Raw genomic sequence first — 18,331 nt, 5'->3', positions numbered from 1 at the left:
CAGATGAACGACGAAGCGCTCAAGGAACTGGGCGACCACATCCAGGCCCAACTCGGCGCGGACGTGCGCTCGGTAGAGATCGACCTCGGCGAGCTCTGCGTGTGGATCAACCGCCCCGCCGTGGCCCGCGTCCTGACATTCCTGCGCGACGACAGCACCTGCCGCCTCGAGCAGCTGATGGACATCACCGCGGTGGACTATCCGAGCCGTGAGGAGCGCTTCGAGGTCGTCTACCAGCTGCTGAGCATCAAGCGGAACCACCGGGTGCGCGTGAAGCTGTCGACCGACGAGGACACGCCCGTCCCCTCGGTCACCGGCATCTACAGCACCGCCTCCTGGTTCGAGCGCGAGACCTGGGACATGTACGGGGTCTTCTTCTCCGATCACCCCGACCTGCGCCGGATCCTCACGGACTACGGCTTCGAGGGGCACCCGCTGCGCAAGGACTTCCCGCTGACGGGCTATGTCGAGATGCGCTACGACGACCAGCAGAAGCGCGTGGTCTACGAGCCGGTGAAACTGACGCAGGACCTCCGCACCTTCGACTTCCTGTCGCCGTGGGAAGGCATGACCGAGGTGATGCTGCCGGGCGACGAGAAGGCCCAGGCCCAGACCGGTTCTCCCCAGCCCGGGAGCAAGGCGTGATGCAGACGACCAACGACAAGGACGGCGCGAAGATCAAGCCGTTCACCATGAATTTCGGGCCGACACATCCGGCGGCCCACGGCGTGCTGCGCCTCGTCCTGGAGATGGACGGCGAGGTGGTCGAGCGCGCCGATCCGCATATCGGCCTGCTTCACCGCGGCACCGAGAAGTTCATCGAGTACAAGCCCTATCTCCAGTGCACGCCGTATTTCGACCGGCTCGACTACGTGTCGCCGATGTGCATGGAGCATTCCTGGGTGCTGGCGGTCGAGAAGCTGCTGCGCATCCAGGCGCCGCCGCGCGCCCAGTACATCCGCACGATGTTCGCCGAGATCACGCGGATCCTGAACCACCTCCTGAACGTCACGACCTACGCGCTCGACGTCGGCGCCATCACCCCGTCGCTCTGGGGCTTCGAGGAGCGCGAGAAGCTGATGGAGTTCTACGAGCGGGTCTCGGGCGCCCGGCTCCACGCGAACTACTTCCGACCCGGCGGCGTCGCCTGGGACCTCCCGGCCGGCCTGGCCGACGACATGCTTGCCTACACGGAGCGGTTCCCGAAGTTCCTCGACGATCTCGAGGGGCTGCTCACGGAGAACCGCATCTTCAAGCAGCGCACCGTCGATATCGGCGTGGTCTCGACCGAGCAGGCGCTTGACTGGGGCTTCACGGGGCCCTGCCTGCGCGCGTCCAATGTGCCCTGGGACCTGCGCAAGGCGCAGCCCTACGAGGTCTATGACCAGCTCGACTTCGACATCCCGGTCGGCCTGACGGGCGACTGCTACGCGCGCTATCTCGTGCGAATGGAGGAGATGCGGCAGTCGAACCGCATCGTGCGCCAGTGCCTCGAGCGCATGCCCGAGGGCCCCGTGAAGATCGCCGACCACAAGGTGTCGCCGCCCAGCCGCAGCGACATGAAGCGGTCGATGGAGAGCCTGATCCACCACTTCAAGCTCTTCACCGAGGGCTTCCACGTGCCCGCCGGCGAGACCTACATGGCGACCGAGGCCCCCAAGGGTGAGTTCGGCGTCTACCTCGTCGCCGACGGCACCAACAAGGCCTACAAGTGCAAGATCCGCTCGCCGGGCTTCGCGCACCTGCAGGCCCTCGACTTCATGTCCAAGGGTCACATGCTGGCGGACACGGTGGCGATCATCGGGTCCATCGACATCGTCTTCGGAGAGATCGACCGATGAGCGCGGATATCCCCGCCAATCAGCCGCCGGGCCAGCCGCCGGGCGAGGAGCCCGCGTCCTTCGTCTTCACGGCGGAGAACCTGGAGCGCGCGCGCCGCATCATCGCGAAGTACCCGGAGGGCCGGCAGGCCTCGGCGGTGATGCCGCTCCTGGACCTGGCGCAGCGCCAGAACGGGAACTGGCTGTCGCGTGCCGCCATGGACTACGTCGCCGCCATGCTCGAGATGCCGCCGATGCGCGTCTACGAGGTCGCGACCTTCTACACGATGTACAACCGCGAGCCCGTCGGCCGGCACTTCGTGCAGGTCTGCACGACCACGCCGTGCTGGCTGCGCGGCTCGGACGAGGTGCTTCACGCCTGCGAGCGCAAGCTCGGCATTGGCCCCGGCGAGACCACGCCCGACGGCCAGTTCACGCTGATCGAGGTGGAATGCCTCGGCGCCTGCGTGAATGCGCCGATGATGCAGATCAACGACGACTATTTCGAGGACCTGGACGCCGCGAGCACGGAGCGCATCCTCGACGCGCTCGCTCGCGGCGAGAAGGTCCAGGCCGGTTCGGCCAAGGGACGGCGCGGATCCTGCCCGGAAGGCGGCCCGACCACCCTGAAGGAATTTGCGCGCCGCGCCGGCGTCCAGCCGGCCGGCGGCGACGACTGAGGTCAGAGGCATGCTGCGCGACGAAGACCGCATCTTCACGAACCTCTACGGATTCGAGAGCTTCGGCCTCGAGGCCGCGAAGAAGCGCGGCGACTGGGACAACACCCGGGCGCTGATCGAGAAGGGCCGCGACTGGATCATCAACGAGGTCAAGGAATCGGGGCTGCGCGGCCGTGGCGGCGCGGGCTTCTCGACCGGCCTCAAATGGTCCTTCATGCCCAAGCAGAGCGACCGGCCGCACTATCTCGTGGTGAATGCCGACGAGGGCGAGCCCGGCACCTGCAAGGACCGGGACCTGATGCGCTACGACCCGCACAAGCTGGTCGAGGGCTGCCTGCTGGGCAGCTTCGCCATCGGCGCCCATGCCTGCTACATCTACATCCGCGGCGAGTTCTACGACGAGGCATCGAACCTCCAGAAGGCCATCGACGAGGCCTACGAGGCAGGGCTGATCGGCAAGAACGCCTGCGGGTCCGGGTGGGACTTCGACCTGTACCTGCACCGCGGCGCCGGCGCCTATATCTGCGGCGAGGAGACGGCCCTCATCGAGAGCCTCGAGGGCAAGAAGGGCCAGCCGCGCAACAAGCCGCCCTTCCCGGCGCAGGCCGGGCTCTATTCCTGCCCGACCACGGTGAACAACGTCGAGAGCATCGCCGTGGTGCCGACGATCCTGCGGCGCGGGGCGGGCTGGTTCGCCGGCATCGGCCGGCCGAAGAACACGGGCACCAAGGTCTTCTGCATCTCCGGGCACGTGAACCGGCCGTGCAACGTCGAGGAGGCGATGGGCATCCCGCTCAAGGAGCTCATCGAGAAGCATGCCGGCGGCGTGCGTGGCGGCTGGGACAACCTGCTGACGGTGATCCCCGGCGGCTCCTCGGTGCCGGTGCTGCCCAAGGAAACCTGCGACACCATCCTGATGGACTTCGACAGCCTGCGCGAGGTGCGCTCGGGCCTCGGGACGGCGGCCGTCATCGTGATGGACCGCTCCACCGATATCGTGAAGGCGATCGCGCGCCTGTCGAAGTTCTACATGCACGAGAGCTGCGGGCAGTGCACGCCGTGCCGCGAGGGCACCGGCTGGATGTGGCGCGTGATGGAGCGCATGGTCCGCGGCCGCGCCCGCGTCGACGAGATCGACATGCTCTTCGAGGTGACCAAGCAGATCGAGGGCCACACGATCTGTGCGCTCGGCGACGCGGCGGCCTGGCCGATCCAGGGGCTGATCCGGCATTTCCGGCCGGAGATGGAGCGCCGCATTCTCGAGTACCGCAAGATGGCCGCCGAGTGAGCGGGCCGGAAGAGGCGAGATCCCATGCCCAAGTTGACGATTGACGGGACCGAGATCGAGGTCGAGCCGGGCACATCGGTGCTGCAGGCCTGCGAGCAGCTCGGCATCGAGATCCCGCGCTTCTGCTATCACGAGCGCCTCAGCGTGCCGGCAAACTGCCGCATGTGCCTCGTGGAGATGGAGAAGGCGCCGAAGCCGATCGCGTCCTGCGCCATGCCCTGCTCCGAGGGCATGGTGATCAAGACCGACACCGAGCTCGTCCACAAGGCCCGCAAGGGCGTGATGGAGTTCCTGCTGATCAACCATCCGCTCGACTGCCCGATCTGCGACCAGGGCGGCGAGTGCGACCTGCAGGATCAGGCGGTGGGCTACGGCTTCGACCGCTCGCGCTTCGCCGAGAACAAGCGCGCCGTCAACGACAAGTACATGGGGCCGCTGATCCGGACCTCCATGACGCGGTGCATCCACTGTACCCGGTGCATCCGCTTCGCCGAGGAGATCGCGGGCGTCCCCATGCTGGGCGCGACCGGCCGCGGCGAGCACATGGAGATCACGACCTATGTCGAGCAGGCGATCGCCTCGGAGCTGTCGGGCAACCTGACCGACGTCTGCCCGGTGGGCGCGCTGCTGAACAAGCCCTACAGCTTCACGGCCCGCCCGTGGGAGCTTCGCAAGATCGAATCCGTCGACGTCTTCGACGCAGTCGGCTCCAACATCCGGGTCGACGTGCGCGGCTCGGAGGTGATGCGCATCCTGCCGCGCCTCAACGAGGAGGTGAACGAGGAGTGGATCGCCGACAAGACGCGCTACGCCTATGACGGGCTGAAGCGCCAGCGGCTCGACCGCCCCTATGTGCGGCGCGATGGCCGGCTGCATCCGACAACCTGGGCGGATGCCCTGGGCACGGTCGCCGCGCGGCTGAAGGGCGTTCCCGGCCAGCGCATCGCCGCGATCGCCGGCGATCTCTGCGACGCAGAATCCATGCTGGCGCTCAAGGAGCTCATGCAGGGCCTGGGCTCGCCCAACCTCGACTGCCGCCAGGACGGCGCCCAGTTCGACACCTCGAACCGGGCCGGCTATCTCTTCAACACGGGCATCGCCGGCATCGACCAGGCGGACGCGATCCTGCTGATCGGCACCAACCCCCGCTGGGAGGCGCCGATCGTCAACGCGCGCATCCGCAAGCGTTACCTGGCGGCCGGCCGCGGCGGGCTGAAGGTCGGTCTGGTGGGCGAGCAGCGCGATCTGACCTACCCCTACACCCATCTGGGCGCCGGGGCGCAGACGCTGCAGGAGATCGCCGAGGGCCGTCACGCCTTCTGCGAGGTGCTGCGCGGGGCCAAGCGGCCCATGCTCGTGCTCGGCATGGGGGCGCTCGCGCGGCCAGACGGCCTCGCGGTCCAGGCGGCGGCGCGGCGCATCGCCGAGGACTTCGGCATGATCCAGGACGACTGGAACGGCTTCAACGTCCTGCACACGGCCGCGGCCCGGGTGGGGGGCATCGAGGCCGGCTTCCTGCCCGGCCCCGAGGGCCGCGACACGGCGGGGATCCTGGCCGCAGCCGGGGCCGGCGAGATCGATGTCGTCTGGCTGCTCGGCGCCGACGAGATCGACACGGCCGCGCTCGGCAAGGCCTTCGTGATCTACCAGGGGCATCACGGCGATCGCGGGGCCTCCCGTGCCGACGTGATCCTGCCGGGCGCCGCCTATACCGAGAAGAACGCGCTCTATGTGAACACCGAGGGCCGCGCGCAGGCCGCGCGCATGGCGGCGTTCCCGCCGGGCGAGGCCCGCGAGGACTGGAAGATCGTCCGCGCGCTGTCCGAGCAGGTTGGGGCGAAGCTGCCCTACGATTCGCTCTCGCAGCTCAGGCGCCGGCTGGCCGAGGTGAGCCCGGTCTTCGCCCGCCCCGAGGCGCGGGTTCCGGCCGCCTGGGGTGCCTTCGGGCGCGATGGGCAGCTCGACGGCGCTCCGTTCCGCAGCCCCATCGGCAACTACTACATGACGGACCCGATCAGCCGCAGCTCGGTAACCATGGCGCAGTGCACCGAGACCTTCGTTCTGCCGGCGCGGGAGAGGACGGGCACCCATGGTTGAGTTCTGGAACGGCTACGCCTGGCCGACGATCTGGATCGTCATCCAGATCGTCGCCATCATCGTCCCCCTGCTGGTGGCTGTGGCGTACCTGACCTATGCCGAGCGCAAGGTGCTCGCCGCCATGCAGCTCCGCCAGGGGCCTAACCTGGTGGGGCCCTTCGGTCTGCTCCAGCCTTTCGCAGACGGGCTCAAGCTCTTCGCGAAGGAGACGGTGATCCCGTCGGGCGCGAACCGCGTCGTCTTCGTTGCGGCCCCCATGATGACCTTCTTCCTGGGCCTGGTGGCCTGGGCGGTGATCCCGTTCGGGGAAGGCATCGTGCTGGCGAACATCAATGTCGGCGTCCTCTATCTCTTCGCGATCTCGTCGCTCGGCGTATACGGCATCATCATGGCCGGCTGGGCCTCGAACTCGAAATACGCCTTCCTCGGCGGGCTCCGCTCGGCAGCGCAGATGGTGTCCTACGAGGTCTCCATCGGCCTGGTGATCATCACCGTGCTGCTCTGCGTGGGCTCGCTGAACCTGACCGACGTGGTGCTGGCGCAGCGGACGGTGTGGTTCTTCATCCCGCTGTTCCCGATGTTCGTCGTCTTCTTCATCTCGGCTCTGGCCGAGACGAACCGAGCCCCCTTCGACCTGCCCGAGGGCGAATCCGAGCTGGTCGGCGGCTACAACGTCGAATACTCGTCCATGACCTTCGCCCTGTTCTTCCTGGGCGAATACGCGAACATGATCCTGATGTCGGCCATGACGGTGATCCTGTTCCTGGGCGGCTGGCTGCCGCCGCTGGACGTGCCGCCGCTGAACTGGATCCCCGGGCCCATCTGGTTCGCCCTGAAGATCGCGCTGGTGCTGTTCTTCTTCCTGTGGGTGCGCGCCACGGTGCCGCGTTACCGCTACGACCAGCTGATGCGGCTGGGATGGAAGGTGTTCCTGCCGTTCTCGCTGGTCTGGGTGCTCCTGACCGCGGGCGTGCTGATCGCCTTCGACTGGCTGCCGAAATAACGAACGAGGAGGGGCGGGCGGCACGAGGCCGCCCGTCCGGAGGAGACCGACCATGTCCTTCCTGGACCGCACCGCGCGCTCGTTCTTTCTGTCCGAGCTGATGACCGGCCTAGGGCTGACCTTCCGCTACATGTTCCGGCCGAAGGTCACGCTGAACTACCCGCACGAGCGCAACCCGATCAGCCCGCGCTTCCGCGGCGAGCACGCCCTGCGCCGGTATCCCAACGGCGAGGAGCGCTGCATCGCGTGCAAGCTGTGCGAGGCGGTGTGCCCAGCCTGGGCCATCACCATCGAAGCCGAGCCGCGCGAGGACGGATCGCGGCGCACCACCCGGTACGACATCGACATGACGAAGTGCATCTACTGCGGCCTGTGCCAGGAGGCCTGCCCGGTCGACGCCATCGTCGAGACGCCGAACCTGGAGTTCACGACCGAGACCCGCGAGGAGCTCTTCTACGACAAGCAGAAGCTGCTCGAGAACGGGGATCGGTGGGAGCCCGTTCTCGCGGCGAACATTGCGGCCGAAGCGCCGTACCGCTAAAAAGCGCACCATCTCCGCGGGGCCGCGCCGCATGGGCGGCGGCCCCTTCCAAGGACGAGAACCCGACAAGGGGACCGGAATTGAGCCTCCAAAACTTCCCTTCCAGCCGGCGGGGGGCGCCATGATCGTGCAGGGCCTTGCCTTCTACATGTTCGCCGCGATCCTGGTCGCGTCGGCGGTGATGGTCATTTCGGCGCGCAATCCGGTCCACTCGGTGCTGTTCCTGATCCTCTCGTTCTTCAACGCGGCGGGGTTGTTCATCCTGATCGGCGCCGAGTTCGTGGCGATGATCCTGGTCATCGTCTACGTGGGCGCGGTCGCGGTGTTGTTCCTGTTCGTCGTGATGATGCTCGACATCGACTTCAGGGCGCTCAGGAGCGGCCTGCTTCGCTACCTGCCGATCGGAGGCACGGTCGGCCTGATCCTGCTGGTCGAGCTGGCGGTCGTCCTGGGCGCCTGGGCCGTCGCGCCGGAGGCCACGACGGGCGTCGCGGCTCCGCTGCCCCCGCCCGAGATCACGAACACCCGCGCCATCGGCCAGCTGATCTACACGCAGTACGTCTATCTGTTCCAGGCTTCCGGCCTGATCCTCTTCATCGCGATGATCGGCGCGATCGTGCTGACCCTTCGCGAGCGCGAGGGCGTGCGCCGCCAGAACATCACCCGGCAGGTCTCGCGCCGCCGCGAGGAGGTCGTCGCGGTCCGCAAGGTTCCGACCCGGGGAGGGGTCTGAGATGGAAATCGGTCTCGCCCACTACCTGACCGTCGCCGCGGTGATCTTCTCGCTCGGCGTGATCGGCATCTTCCTGAACCGGAAGAACGTGATCATCATCCTGATGTCGATCGAATTGATCCTGCTTTCGGTCAACATCAACCTGGTGGCTTTCTCGGCCTTCCTGGGCGACCTGGTCGGACAGGTCTTCGCCATGATCATCCTGACCGTTGCCGCCGCCGAGGCCGCGATCGGCCTCGCGATCCTGGTGGCCTATTTCCGCAACCGCGGCACCATCGCGGTCGAAGACATCAACATGATGAAGGGCTGAGGGTCGGAGCATGGAAGTCCTCGCCATTTTCCTGCCCCTGCTGGGCGCCTTCATCGCCGGGTTCTTCGGGCGCTGGATCGGCGACCGCGGCGCGCAGATCGTCACCTGCGCCGGGCTGATCGTCTCGGCCATGATCTCGATCTGGCTGTTCAACGACATCGCCCTGGGCGGCAATCCCCGGACGGTCGAGCTCTTCACCTGGATGGACAGCGGCGCGCTCGAGGTCTCCTGGTCGCTGCGCCTGGACAGCCTCACCGCGGTGATGCTGATCGTGGTCACCGTCGTGTCGAGCTGCGTGCACGTGTACTCCGTCGGGTACATGAGCCACGACCATTCGATCCCGCGCTTCATGGCCTATCTCAGCCTGTTCACCTTCTTCATGCTGATGCTGGTGACGGCGGACAACCTGCTGCAGATGTTCTTCGGCTGGGAGGGCGTCGGCCTCGCCTCGTACCTGCTGATCAACTTCTGGTACGAGAAGCCCTCGGCCAATGCCGCCGCCATGAAGGCCTTCATCGTGAACCGCGTGGGCGACTTCGGCTTCGCGCTCGGCATCATGGCGACCTTCGCGATCTTCGGCACGATCCAGTTCGACGCCATCTTCGGCGCCGTCCCCCAGGCCGCGAACCAGGACATGAACTTCCTGGGCTTCCAGGCGCACGCCCTGACCGTGACCTGCCTGCTGCTGTTCATGGGCGCGATGGGCAAGTCGGCGCAGCTCGGGCTGCACACCTGGCTGCCCGACGCCATGGAAGGTCCGACGCCGGTCTCGGCGCTGATCCACGCGGCGACCATGGTGACCGCCGGCGTGTTCATGGTCTGCCGCCTGTCCCCCATGTTCGAGTACGCCCCGGCGGCGCTCGCCGTGGTGACCATCGTCGGCGCGCTGACGGCCTTCGTCGCGGCCACGATCGGCTTCACCCAGTTCGACATCAAGCGGGTGATCGCCTACTCGACCATGAGCCAGCTCGGCTACATGTTCTTCGCCGCCGGCGTCTCGGCCTACGGCGCGGCGATGTTCCACCTGATGACGCACGCCTTCTTCAAGGCGCTGCTGTTCCTGGGCGCGGGCTCGGTGATCCATGCCATGTCCGACGAACAGGACATGCGCCGCATGGGCGGCATCTGGAAGATGATCCCCTTCACCTACGCGATGATGTGGGTCGGCAGCCTGGCCCTTGCGGGCATCCCGGTCTTCGCGGGCTACTACTCCAAGGACATGATCCTGGAGGCGGCCTACGCGGACCACAGCGCCGTCGGCACCCTGGCGTTCTGGCTCGGCATCGCCGCGGCGTTCCTGACGGCCTTCTACTCCTGGCGCCTGATCATCATGGCGTTCCACGGAAAGCCGCGGGCCGACGAGAAGACGATGGCCCATGTGCACGAGAGCCCGCTCGTGATGACGCTGCCGCTCCTGGTGCTGGCGATCGGCGCGGTCTTCTCGGGCATGGTCGCCTACGGCTGGTTCGTGGGCGAGGGCCGGGCCGAGTTCTGGGGCAGGGCCATCCTGGTTCTCCACGAGAACGACACGGTCGAGGCCGCGCACCACGTCCCCGGCTGGGTGCCGCTGGCCCCGCTGGTGGTGGCGCTTGCCGGCATCGCGACGGCCTACGTCTTCTACATGTTCCGCCCGGACCTGCCGGGCGCGCTGGCGCAGCGCTTCGCGGGGCTGCACCGGTTCCTCTACAACAAGTGGTATTTCGACGAGCTCTACGACCGGATCTTCGTCCGACCGGCGAAGGCCCTGGGCTTCGGGCTGTGGCAGGCCGGCGACCGCGCCGTGATCGACGGCGTCGGTCCGGACGGCGTCGCTGCGGCGACGCGTGGCATGGCCGCGCGGGCGGCGCGCCTGCAGAGCGGCTACGTGTACCACTACGCCTTCGCGATGGTCGTCGGCGTGGTGGTGCTCGTCGGCTGGTTCTACCTCCGCGGTTGAGGACGAGGCTCGAGAGATCATGAGCGGTTGGCCAATCCTGTCGCTGACGACCTTCCTTCCCCTCGTCGGCGCCGTCTTCATCCTGCTGATCCGGGGCGAGCCCGACGTGGTCGCGCGGAACGCGCGCAACGTCGCGCTCTGGACCTCGCTGATCACCTTCGTGCTGTCCCTGTTCGTCTGGGCGAACTTCGACCCCGCGAACCCGGGCTTCCAGATGGTCGAGCGGGTCGCCTGGATCCCGGCCTTCGAGATCGGCTACCACATGGGCGTGGACGGCATCTCGGTGCTGTTCGTCCTGCTCTCGACCCTGCTGACGCCGCTCTGCATCCTGTCGAGCTGGACGGCGGTCGAGAAGCGCGTGAAGGAGTACATGATCGCCTTCCTCGTCCTCGAGACGTTGATGGTCGGCATGTTCTGCGCGCTGGACCTGATCCTCTTCTACATGTTCTTCGAGGGCGTGCTGATCCCGATGTTCATCATCATCGGGGTATGGGGCGGGGCGCGCCGCGTCTATGCGGCGTTCAAGTTCTTCCTCTACACGCTGCTCGGCTCGGTGCTGATGCTGCTGGCGATCCTTGCCATGTACTTCGTGGCCGGCACCACCGACGTCCCGACGCTGCTCGGCACGGACTTCCCGTTCCAGATGCAGATCTGGCTGTGGCTCGCCTTCTTCGCGTCCTTCGCGGTGAAGGTGCCGATGTGGCCGGTGCATACCTGGCTGCCGGACGCCCATGTCGAGGCGCCGACGGCGGGCTCGGTGATCCTTGCAGGCGTGCTGCTGAAGATGGGCGGATACGGCTTCCTGCGCTTCTCGATCCCCATGTTCCCCGAGGCGACCGAGTACTTCACGCCGCTCGTCTACGCGCTGAGCGTGATCGCGATCATCTACACCTCGTTGGTCGCGCTCGCCCAGGAGGACATGAAGAAGCTGATCGCCTATTCGTCGGTGGCCCATATGGGCTTCGTGACGCTCGGCATGTTCACGATGACGACCCAGGGCGTCGAGGGCTCGATCTTCCAGATGGTGTCCCACGGCATCGTCTCGGGGGCGCTGTTCCTCTGCGTGGGCGTGGTCTACGACCGGCTGCACACCCGCGAGATCGCGCGCTACGGCGGGCTCGTGAACAACATGCCGCGCTATGCGCTGGTGTTCATGATCATGATGCTGGCTTCGGTCGGCCTGCCCGGCACGAGCGGCTTCGTCGGCGAGTTCCTGATCCTGATCGGCGCCTTCCAGGACAACACCTGGGTCGCGTTCCTTGCGACCACCGGCATCATCCTGGGCGCGGCCTACATGCTCTGGCTGTACCGCCGGATCATCTTCGGCAAGATCACGCGGGAGGACGTCCGCGCCATGACGGACATGAGCCCGCGCGAGATCCTGGTCTTCGCGCCGCTGATCGTGCTGGTCCTGTGGATGGGCATCTACCCGTCCACCTTCCTGAACATGACCTCCGCCTCGGTCGAGCGGCTGGTGGTCGAATACCAGGCCGCCATCTCCGACGGGCGGCCCGGCGTCTCCGTCGCGCAGCGCTGAGGCGGGAGAGGATAGATGGCTCAAGTTCCGAACCTGATCCCGGCGCTGCCCGAGATCTTCCTGGCCGTCGCGGCCATGGCGCTGCTGATGCTCGGCGTCTTCCGCGGTGACGGGTCCACCCGGCTGGTCTCCTGGCTGAGCGTCGCCGCGCTCGTCGTCGCGGGCGGACTGGTGCTCGCCGTCGGCGGCCCGCGCGAGGTCACGCTCAGCGGTCTCTTCGTGATGGACCGCTTCGGCGTCTTCATGAAGCTGCTGGTCCTGCTGGGTTCCGCCCTGACGCTGATTCTCTCCATGACCTATGTGGAACGCGAGCAGATGAGCCGGGTCGAGTATCCGGTGCTGATCGTGCTCTCGACCACCGGCATGCTGATGATGGTCTCCGCGAACGACCTAATCTCGCTCTATGTCGGGCTCGAGACCCAGAGCCTCGCGGCCTATGTGATCGCGGCGTTTCGGCGCGACAGCGCGCGCAGCTCCGAGGCCGGGCTGAAGTACTTCGTCCTTGGGGCGCTGTCCTCGGGCATGCTGCTCTACGGCAGCTCGCTGGTGTACGGCTTCGCGGGCTCGACGGGCTTCGACCGGCTGGCGGCGGTGCTCGCGGCGGGCTCGGTCTCGACGGGCCTGCTCGTCGGCCTGGTCTTCGTCGCGGCGGGCGTCGCCTTCAAGCTCTCGGCGGTCCCCTTCCACATGTGGACGCCCGATGTCTACGAGGGCTCGCCCACCTCGGTCACCGCCTTCTTCGCCGTCGCCCCGAAGGTGGCCGCAGTGGCGCTGTTCGTGCGCCTGCTGATCGAGCCCTTCGGCAGCCTGGTCGAGCAGTGGCGGCAGATCGTCTGGTTCATGTCGGTGGGCTCGATGCTGCTGGGCTCCTTCGCCGCGATCGGCCAGTCCAACATCAAGCGCCTGATGGCCTACAGCTCGATCGGCCATGTCGGCTACGCGCTGGTCGGCCTCGCCGCGGGCTCCGAGCTCGGGGTGCGCGGGGTGATGTTCTACCTTGCCATCTACATCTTCATGAACATCGGCGCCTTCGCGGTGATCCTGTGCATGCGGCAGAACGGGCGCGCGGTCGAGGGCATCCAGGACCTGTCGGGCCTTTCCAAGTCCCATCCCATGCTGGCGCTGGCGATGGCGATCTTCATGTTCTCCATGGCCGGCATCCCGCCGAACGCCGGCTTCTTCGCGAAACTCTTCGTCTTCCAGGCCGCGATCGAGGCACAGCTCTACGTGCTCGCCGTGATCGGCGTCCTGTCCAGCGTCGTGGGCGCCTACTACTACCTGCGGATCGTGAAGGTCATGTACTTCGACGACGCCGTGGAGCCGCTCGACCGCGCGATCCCGGCCGAGAGCCGCGTGCTGGTGGCCGCGACGGCGCTGTTCACCCTGCTGTTCTTCTTCGTTCCGGCGCCGCTTCTGGAGGGTGCCGCGAACGCCGCTTCCTCGCTCTTCGCGGGATGACGGGGCCGGCGGACGCCGGCGGCCGCGGCGGGGCGGCACTGCCGACGGGATGGCGGTTGCACGCCTTCGATACCGTCGGCAGCACCAATGACGAGGCCAAGAGCCTCGCGCGGGCGGGCGCCCCGCACGGCACCCTGGTGACCGCGCGCATTCAGGAATCCGGCCGCGGGCGGCGCGGCCGGTCCTGGTCCTCGCCCGAGGGGAACCTGTTCCTGTCGGCGGTCCTCCGGCCGGAGGCGCCGGCGGCCCGCGCGGCGCAGCTCTCCTTCGCAGCGGCCGTGGCGCTGGCCGAATGCCTCGGCGCGTTCCTGCCGGTCGGCATCACGATCGCCGCCAAATGGCCCAACGACGTCCTTCTCGAGGGCGCCAAGGTCGCCGGCATCCTGCTCGAGGCCGAAAGCGGGGACGGGCAGGGCGGGTGGGTCGTTCTCGGCGTCGGCGTCAACTGCCGGCACCATCCCGAGGACGCGCCGTATCCCGCCACTTCGCTGGCAGCACATGGCGCGGTCAGCCCCGTGCCCGGGCTGGTGCTGCGGGCCTTCGTGGATCGGCTCGATCACTGGATCGTGCGCTGGACGCGCGAGGGTTTCGAACCCGTGCGCCGCGCTTGGCTGGGCTGGGCCGTCGGGATTGGCGGGCCGGTGACGGTCCGGCTCGACCGCGAGACGCTGGAGGGGCGCTTCGCCGACCTCGACACCGACGGGGCGCTGCTCCTCGAGCTGCCGGGCGGCGTCCGCCGGCGCATCCATGCAGGGGACGTCCATTTCGGCACGGGAGTCGGAGGGTCCTGAGATGCTGCTTGCCATCGATGCCGGCAACACCAACGTCGTCTTCGCGATCTTCGACGGCGATCAGAAGCGGGGCCAGTGGCGCATCTCCACCGACCAGCGGCGCACGGCCGACGAGTACGCGGTCTGGCTGACCAGCCTGATGCGCATGCGGGGGCTGGAGGCCGCCGACGTCGATGCGGCCATTCTATCCAGCGTCGTGCCCGCCGCCACGTCGGATCTGGTCCGGCTATGCCGGGATCATTTCGGTGCTGACCCCATGCGGGTCGGCGATCCCGCGGTCGATCTCGGCATTGATATCCGCATCGACAACCCGAAGGAGGCCGGCGCCGACCGCGTGGTGAACGCGATCGCCGCCTGCGCCACCTACGGGCCGCCGCTGGTCGTGGTCGACATCGGGACAGGGACGACCTTCGATGTCGTGGACCGGGACGGGGCGTTCTGCGGGGGCGTCATCGCGCCGGGGCCGAACTTGGCGCTGGACGCCCTGCACCGGGTGGCGGCCCAGCTCCCGAAGGTGGAGATCGTGCGGCCCGAGCGGGTGATCGGCCGCGGCACCGTCGCCGCCATGCAGTCCGGCATGTTCTGGGGCTACACGAGCCTGATCGAGGGCCTGCTCGGGCGCATCGCCGCGGAACTTTCGCCGAACGGCGACCCGCCGGTAACGGTTATCGCTACGGGCGGCCTGGGGCGCGTCTTCGCCGAGGCCACCTCCATGATCCATCACGTGGACAGCGAGCTGACCATGCGCGGCCTGCTGCTGGTCCATAAGAGAAACCGGAAGACATGACCGCCATCTCCGATCCCCACCGCCCCGGCGACCGCGACGTCTGGTTCCTGCCCCTCGGCGGGTCCGGCGAGATCGGCATGAACCTGAATCTCTACGGTCATGCCGGCAAATGGCTGATGGTCGATCTCGGCATCTCCTTCGGCGACGAGACCCTGCCCGGCATCGACGTCGTGCTGCCGGACACCGGCTTCATCGAGAGCCGCCTGGGCGACCTGGTGGGGCTGATCGTCACCCACGCTCACGAGGACCATGTCGGCGCCGTCCAGTATCTGTGGCCGCGCCTGCGCTGTCCGGTCTATGCGACGCCCTTCACCGCGGCCGTCCTGCGCGCCAAGCTGGTGGAGCGCGGCCTCGCCGACGACGTGGAGATCTTCGAGATTCCGCTGTCCGGCCGCTTCTCGGTAGGGCCCTTCGATGTCGAGCTGATCACCCTCACGCATTCGATCCCGGAGCCGAGTGCCCTGGTGATCCGCACTCCGCCGGGCACGGTGCTGCATACCGGCGACTGGAAGCTCGACCCCGATCCGATCGTCGGGCCGCCGGCCGACATCGAGGCCTTGAAGCGCGTCGGGGCCGAGGGTGTCGCCGCCATGGTCTGCGACAGCACCAACGCACTGGTGCCCGGCACGTCCGGATCCGAGGCAGCGGTCCGCGAAAGCCTGACGAGCCTCTTCGGCCGCTACACCGGGCGGATCGCGATCACATGCTTCGCCACCAACGTCGCGCGCGTCGAGAGCATCGCCGCCGCCGCCGCCGCGAACGGCCGGACCGTGGCTCTGGTCGGCCGGTCCCTGTGGCGCATCGACCAGGCCGCCCGGGCGACGGGCTACTTGAAGGACGTACCGCCCTTCGCGAGCGAGCGGGACGCGGCCCAGATCCCCGCGGACAAGGTGGTGATGATCTGCACCGGCAGTCAGGGCGAGCCGCGCTCGGCGCTTGCCAAGATCGCCGCGGATGACCATCCCGAGGTCACCTTGTCCCGCGGCGACGTGGTGATCTACAGCTCGCGCGAGATCCCGGGGAACGAGCGGGCAATCGGCCGGGTGCAGAACCAGCTCGTCGCCAAGGGCGTCCAGGTCGTCACCGCGGACGATGCCTTCGTCCACGTCTCCGGCCACCCCGCGCGCGACGAGCTCGTGCAGATGTACCAGTGGATCCGCCCGGCCCTGGCTGTCCCGACTCATGGCGAGGAGCGGCACCTTCAGGCCCATGCCGAGCTCGCGCGGGACTGTCAGGTGCCCGAGACCGCGATCCCGCACAACGGGAACATCCTGCGGCTGCTGCCGGGCCCGGCGGAGGTGGTCGGGCAGGTCCAGCACGGCCGGCTCGTGATCGACGGCAAGCGGATCGTGCCGCTGGACGCCGGCACAATGCGCAGCCGCCACCGCATGATGTACAACGGCGCGGCCGTGGCGACGCTTGTACTGGACAGGCGTGGCGACCTTGTCGCCGACCCGAGCATCGCAGTGCTCGGGCTGATCGAACATCCCGAGCAGGACGAGGCGCTGGCCGACGCGGCCTCCGCGGTGCGCGCGGCCATCGAGGGGATGCCCGCTGCGGCCCGCAACGACGACGAGGCCGTGAAGCAGAGCGTGCGCATCGCCGTGCGCCGCAGCTTCAACGCGACGCAAGGCAAGAAGCCGCTCACCGAGGTACATTTGGTCCGGATCTAGGGCGGGTTCCGATCGGGTGTGGACGCCCGATCGCAGGACGCCGCTCCGGATTCAGCGCGTTGGAACCGGCGAAGGGGCAGGGAGGACGGCGTGATCGGAAGGCTGAACCATGTGGCGATCGTCGTGCCGGACCTCGCCGCCGCGGCGGACCTCTACCGACGGACGCTGGGCGCGCGGGTTTCCGACCCGGTCGACCTGCCGGAGCACGGCGTGACAACCGTCTTCGTCGAGCTGCCCAACACGAAGGTCGAGTTGCTGCATCCCCTCGGCCCGGATTCGCCGATCGCCAAGTTCCTGGCCGGCAATGCCGCCGGGGCCATCCACCATCTCTGCTACGAGGTCGAGGACATCCTGGCTGCCCGCGACCGGCTTAAGGCGGACGGGCTGCGGGTGCTCGGCGACGGCGAGCCGCGCATCGGCGCGCACGGCAAGCCCGTGCTGTTCCTTCACCCGAAGGACCTCTGCGGCACGCTGGTGGAGATAGAGCAGGCATGAGCCTCGTCACCTGGATCGCCATCTACTTCGTTCTGTGGTGGGTCGTGCTCTTCGCTGTGCTGCCCTGGGGCGCCCATCCGCCCGAGGAGGTGGAGCAGGGCATGGCAGACAGCGCGCCGGCCGCCCCGCGGCTCGGCCTGAAGTTCGCCGTCACCACCGTGGTCTCGGCAGCGATCCTCGGGGTGGCCTACCTGGTCTTCGCGACCGGGATCATCTCGTTCCGGGACTTCATGCGGCCATGAGCGCGACCTACTGCGCGGCGGCGCCGGGGCACCCCCACCATGGTCCCTACCACGATGGGGAGTACGGATTTCCCAGCACGGACGAGCGTGTCCTGTTCGAGCGGCTCGTCCTAGAGATCAACCAGGCGGGCCTCTCCTGGGAGACGATCCTGCGCAAGCGCGCGGCCTTCGTGGCGGCCTATGATGGCTTCGACGTGGATAAGGTCGCCGCCTATGGCGAGGCGGACCGAGCGAGGCTGATGGCCGATGCCGGGATCATCCGCAACCGCCTTAAGATCGAGTCGGCTATCGAGAATGCGCGCCGGATCCAGGCGATGCGAAGCGAATGGGGCGGCTTCAATGCCTGGCTGCAGGCGCACCATCCCCGCGACAAGGCAGCCTGGGTCGCGCTCTTCAGGAAGACCTTCCGCTTTACCGGCGGCGAGATCGTCGGCGAGTTCCTGATGAGCCTCGGGTACCTGCCGGGGGCCCACGAGCCGGGTTGCCCGGTGTATGCGCGGATTCTCGAGCTTGAACCGCCATGGCTTGCCATCCGACCGGCCGTGACTGCATAAGAAACGGGCAACACCACGGCGCGACCTCAAGCAAATGCCCTCACGGAAGGCAAAATAGGCAAAAAATGAGCAAAGCGTGCAGATCGCGCTTGCCGGCCGTCGGGAGCGGGATCATGATTCGTCGTGTTGAGGGGCATTGCGCCCTTCATCCGACGCCTGGTGGCGATTCCTCCCTAAACTCCGGCCGCGCCCTCGGGACGCGGCCTTTTTCTTCGGGGGCTATCCGGATCGGCGCCGCTGCAGCTCGCGCGCTTTCGTGGTAGGCTCGGACATGCGCAGCGCCGTCCTCCCTGCCGTTTTCGCTTTCCTTGCCCTCAACGGACCCGCGGTTCCGTCGACCGGGACCGCGCAGAGCCAGCTCCGTCAGGTCGTCATCCGGCCAGCTG

General features: G+C 67.6%; 18 protein-coding genes. All 18 read left to right on the top strand.

The window, feature by feature from the left end:
• Nucleotides 1-3: 3 nt before the first annotated feature.
• Complete coding sequence (locus JUB13_RS10960) at nt 4-645, top strand: NADH-quinone oxidoreductase subunit C (RefSeq protein WP_207478845.1); 642 nt, start codon at nt 4-6, stop codon at nt 643-645.
• Complete coding sequence (locus tag JUB13_RS10955) at nt 645-1,841, top strand: NADH-quinone oxidoreductase subunit D (protein ID WP_207478844.1); 1,197 nt, start codon at nt 645-647, stop codon at nt 1,839-1,841. The genes JUB13_RS10960 and JUB13_RS10955 overlap by 1 nt, the downstream gene beginning before the upstream one ends.
• Entirely contained in the window at nt 1,838-2,500 is a 663-nt protein-coding gene (gene nuoE / locus JUB13_RS10950; RefSeq protein WP_207478843.1) for an NADH-quinone oxidoreductase subunit NuoE, read from the top strand. Before JUB13_RS10955 ends, nuoE begins: the two co-directional genes overlap by 4 nt.
• Nucleotides 2,501-2,510: 10 nt before the next feature.
• Nucleotides 2,511-3,788: an NADH-quinone oxidoreductase subunit NuoF gene (gene nuoF / locus JUB13_RS10945; RefSeq protein ID WP_207478842.1), complete on the top strand. Its 1,278-nt coding sequence runs from the start codon at nt 2,511-2,513 to the stop codon at nt 3,786-3,788.
• Nucleotides 3,789-3,812: 24 nt separating this feature from the next.
• Entirely contained in the window at nt 3,813-5,885 is a 2,073-nt protein-coding gene (gene nuoG / locus JUB13_RS10940) for an NADH-quinone oxidoreductase subunit NuoG (RefSeq protein ID WP_207478841.1), read from the top strand.
• Nucleotides 5,878-6,888, top strand: coding sequence for an NADH-quinone oxidoreductase subunit NuoH (gene nuoH, locus JUB13_RS10935; RefSeq protein WP_207478840.1), 1,011 nt, complete (start codon nt 5,878-5,880; stop codon nt 6,886-6,888). Before nuoG ends, nuoH begins: the two co-directional genes overlap by 8 nt.
• A 52-nt stretch (nt 6,889-6,940) precedes the next feature.
• Nucleotides 6,941-7,429, top strand: a complete 489-nt coding sequence (gene nuoI / locus JUB13_RS10930; RefSeq protein WP_207478839.1) for an NADH-quinone oxidoreductase subunit NuoI — start codon at nt 6,941-6,943, stop codon at nt 7,427-7,429.
• 121 nt (nt 7,430-7,550) lie between these two features.
• Nucleotides 7,551-8,162, top strand: a complete 612-nt coding sequence (locus tag JUB13_RS10925; RefSeq protein WP_207478838.1) for an NADH-quinone oxidoreductase subunit J — start codon at nt 7,551-7,553, stop codon at nt 8,160-8,162.
• 1 nt (nt 8,163) lies between these two features.
• On the top strand, nt 8,164-8,472 hold the full coding sequence (gene nuoK / locus JUB13_RS10920; protein WP_207478837.1) for an NADH-quinone oxidoreductase subunit NuoK: 309 nt from the start codon (nt 8,164-8,166) through the stop codon (nt 8,470-8,472).
• Nucleotides 8,473-8,482: 10 nt separating this feature from the next.
• On the top strand, nt 8,483-10,408 hold the full coding sequence (gene nuoL, locus JUB13_RS10915) for an NADH-quinone oxidoreductase subunit L (RefSeq protein WP_207478836.1): 1,926 nt from the start codon (nt 8,483-8,485) through the stop codon (nt 10,406-10,408).
• A gap of 19 nt (nt 10,409-10,427) precedes the next feature.
• Nucleotides 10,428-11,945, top strand: a complete 1,518-nt coding sequence (locus JUB13_RS10910; RefSeq protein WP_207478835.1) for an NADH-quinone oxidoreductase subunit M — start codon at nt 10,428-10,430, stop codon at nt 11,943-11,945.
• 15 nt (nt 11,946-11,960) lie between these two features.
• Nucleotides 11,961-13,403: an NADH-quinone oxidoreductase subunit NuoN gene (gene nuoN, locus JUB13_RS10905; protein ID WP_207478834.1), complete on the top strand. Its 1,443-nt coding sequence runs from the start codon at nt 11,961-11,963 to the stop codon at nt 13,401-13,403.
• 56 nt (nt 13,404-13,459) lie between these two features.
• Nucleotides 13,460-14,194 (top strand): biotin--[acetyl-CoA-carboxylase] ligase, encoded by a 735-nt coding sequence (locus JUB13_RS10900; RefSeq protein ID WP_236024878.1) that lies wholly within the window; start codon nt 13,460-13,462, stop codon nt 14,192-14,194.
• A 1-nt stretch (nt 14,195) separates the two neighbouring features.
• The gene (locus JUB13_RS10895) at nt 14,196-14,981 is read left to right on the top strand and encodes a type III pantothenate kinase (protein ID WP_207478832.1); all 786 of its coding nucleotides are present in this window, start codon (nt 14,196-14,198) and stop codon (nt 14,979-14,981) included.
• Complete coding sequence (locus JUB13_RS10890; protein WP_207478831.1) at nt 14,978-16,654, top strand: ribonuclease J; 1,677 nt, start codon at nt 14,978-14,980, stop codon at nt 16,652-16,654. The genes JUB13_RS10895 and JUB13_RS10890 overlap by 4 nt, the downstream gene beginning before the upstream one ends.
• Nucleotides 16,655-16,744: 90 nt before the next feature.
• Nucleotides 16,745-17,149 carry a methylmalonyl-CoA epimerase gene (mce, locus tag JUB13_RS10885; protein ID WP_207478830.1) on the top strand — a complete coding sequence of 135 codons (405 nt, stop codon included), beginning with the start codon at nt 16,745-16,747 and terminating at the stop codon, nt 17,147-17,149.
• Entirely contained in the window at nt 17,146-17,391 is a 246-nt protein-coding gene (locus tag JUB13_RS10880; RefSeq protein WP_207478829.1) for a DUF1467 family protein, read from the top strand. The genes mce and JUB13_RS10880 overlap by 4 nt, the downstream gene beginning before the upstream one ends.
• Nucleotides 17,388-17,945: a DNA-3-methyladenine glycosylase I gene (locus JUB13_RS10875; RefSeq protein WP_207478828.1), complete on the top strand. Its 558-nt coding sequence runs from the start codon at nt 17,388-17,390 to the stop codon at nt 17,943-17,945. The genes JUB13_RS10880 and JUB13_RS10875 overlap by 4 nt, the downstream gene beginning before the upstream one ends.
• Nucleotides 17,946-18,331 lie beyond the last annotated feature (386 nt).

It is taken from the genome of Arenibaculum pallidiluteum (genome assembly GCF_017355985.1).
Lineage (GTDB): Bacteria > Pseudomonadota > Alphaproteobacteria > Azospirillales > Azospirillaceae > Arenibaculum > Arenibaculum pallidiluteum.
Note: the sequence above shows the minus strand (reverse complement) of the source record. Positions and strands in the feature narration are given on the sequence as shown.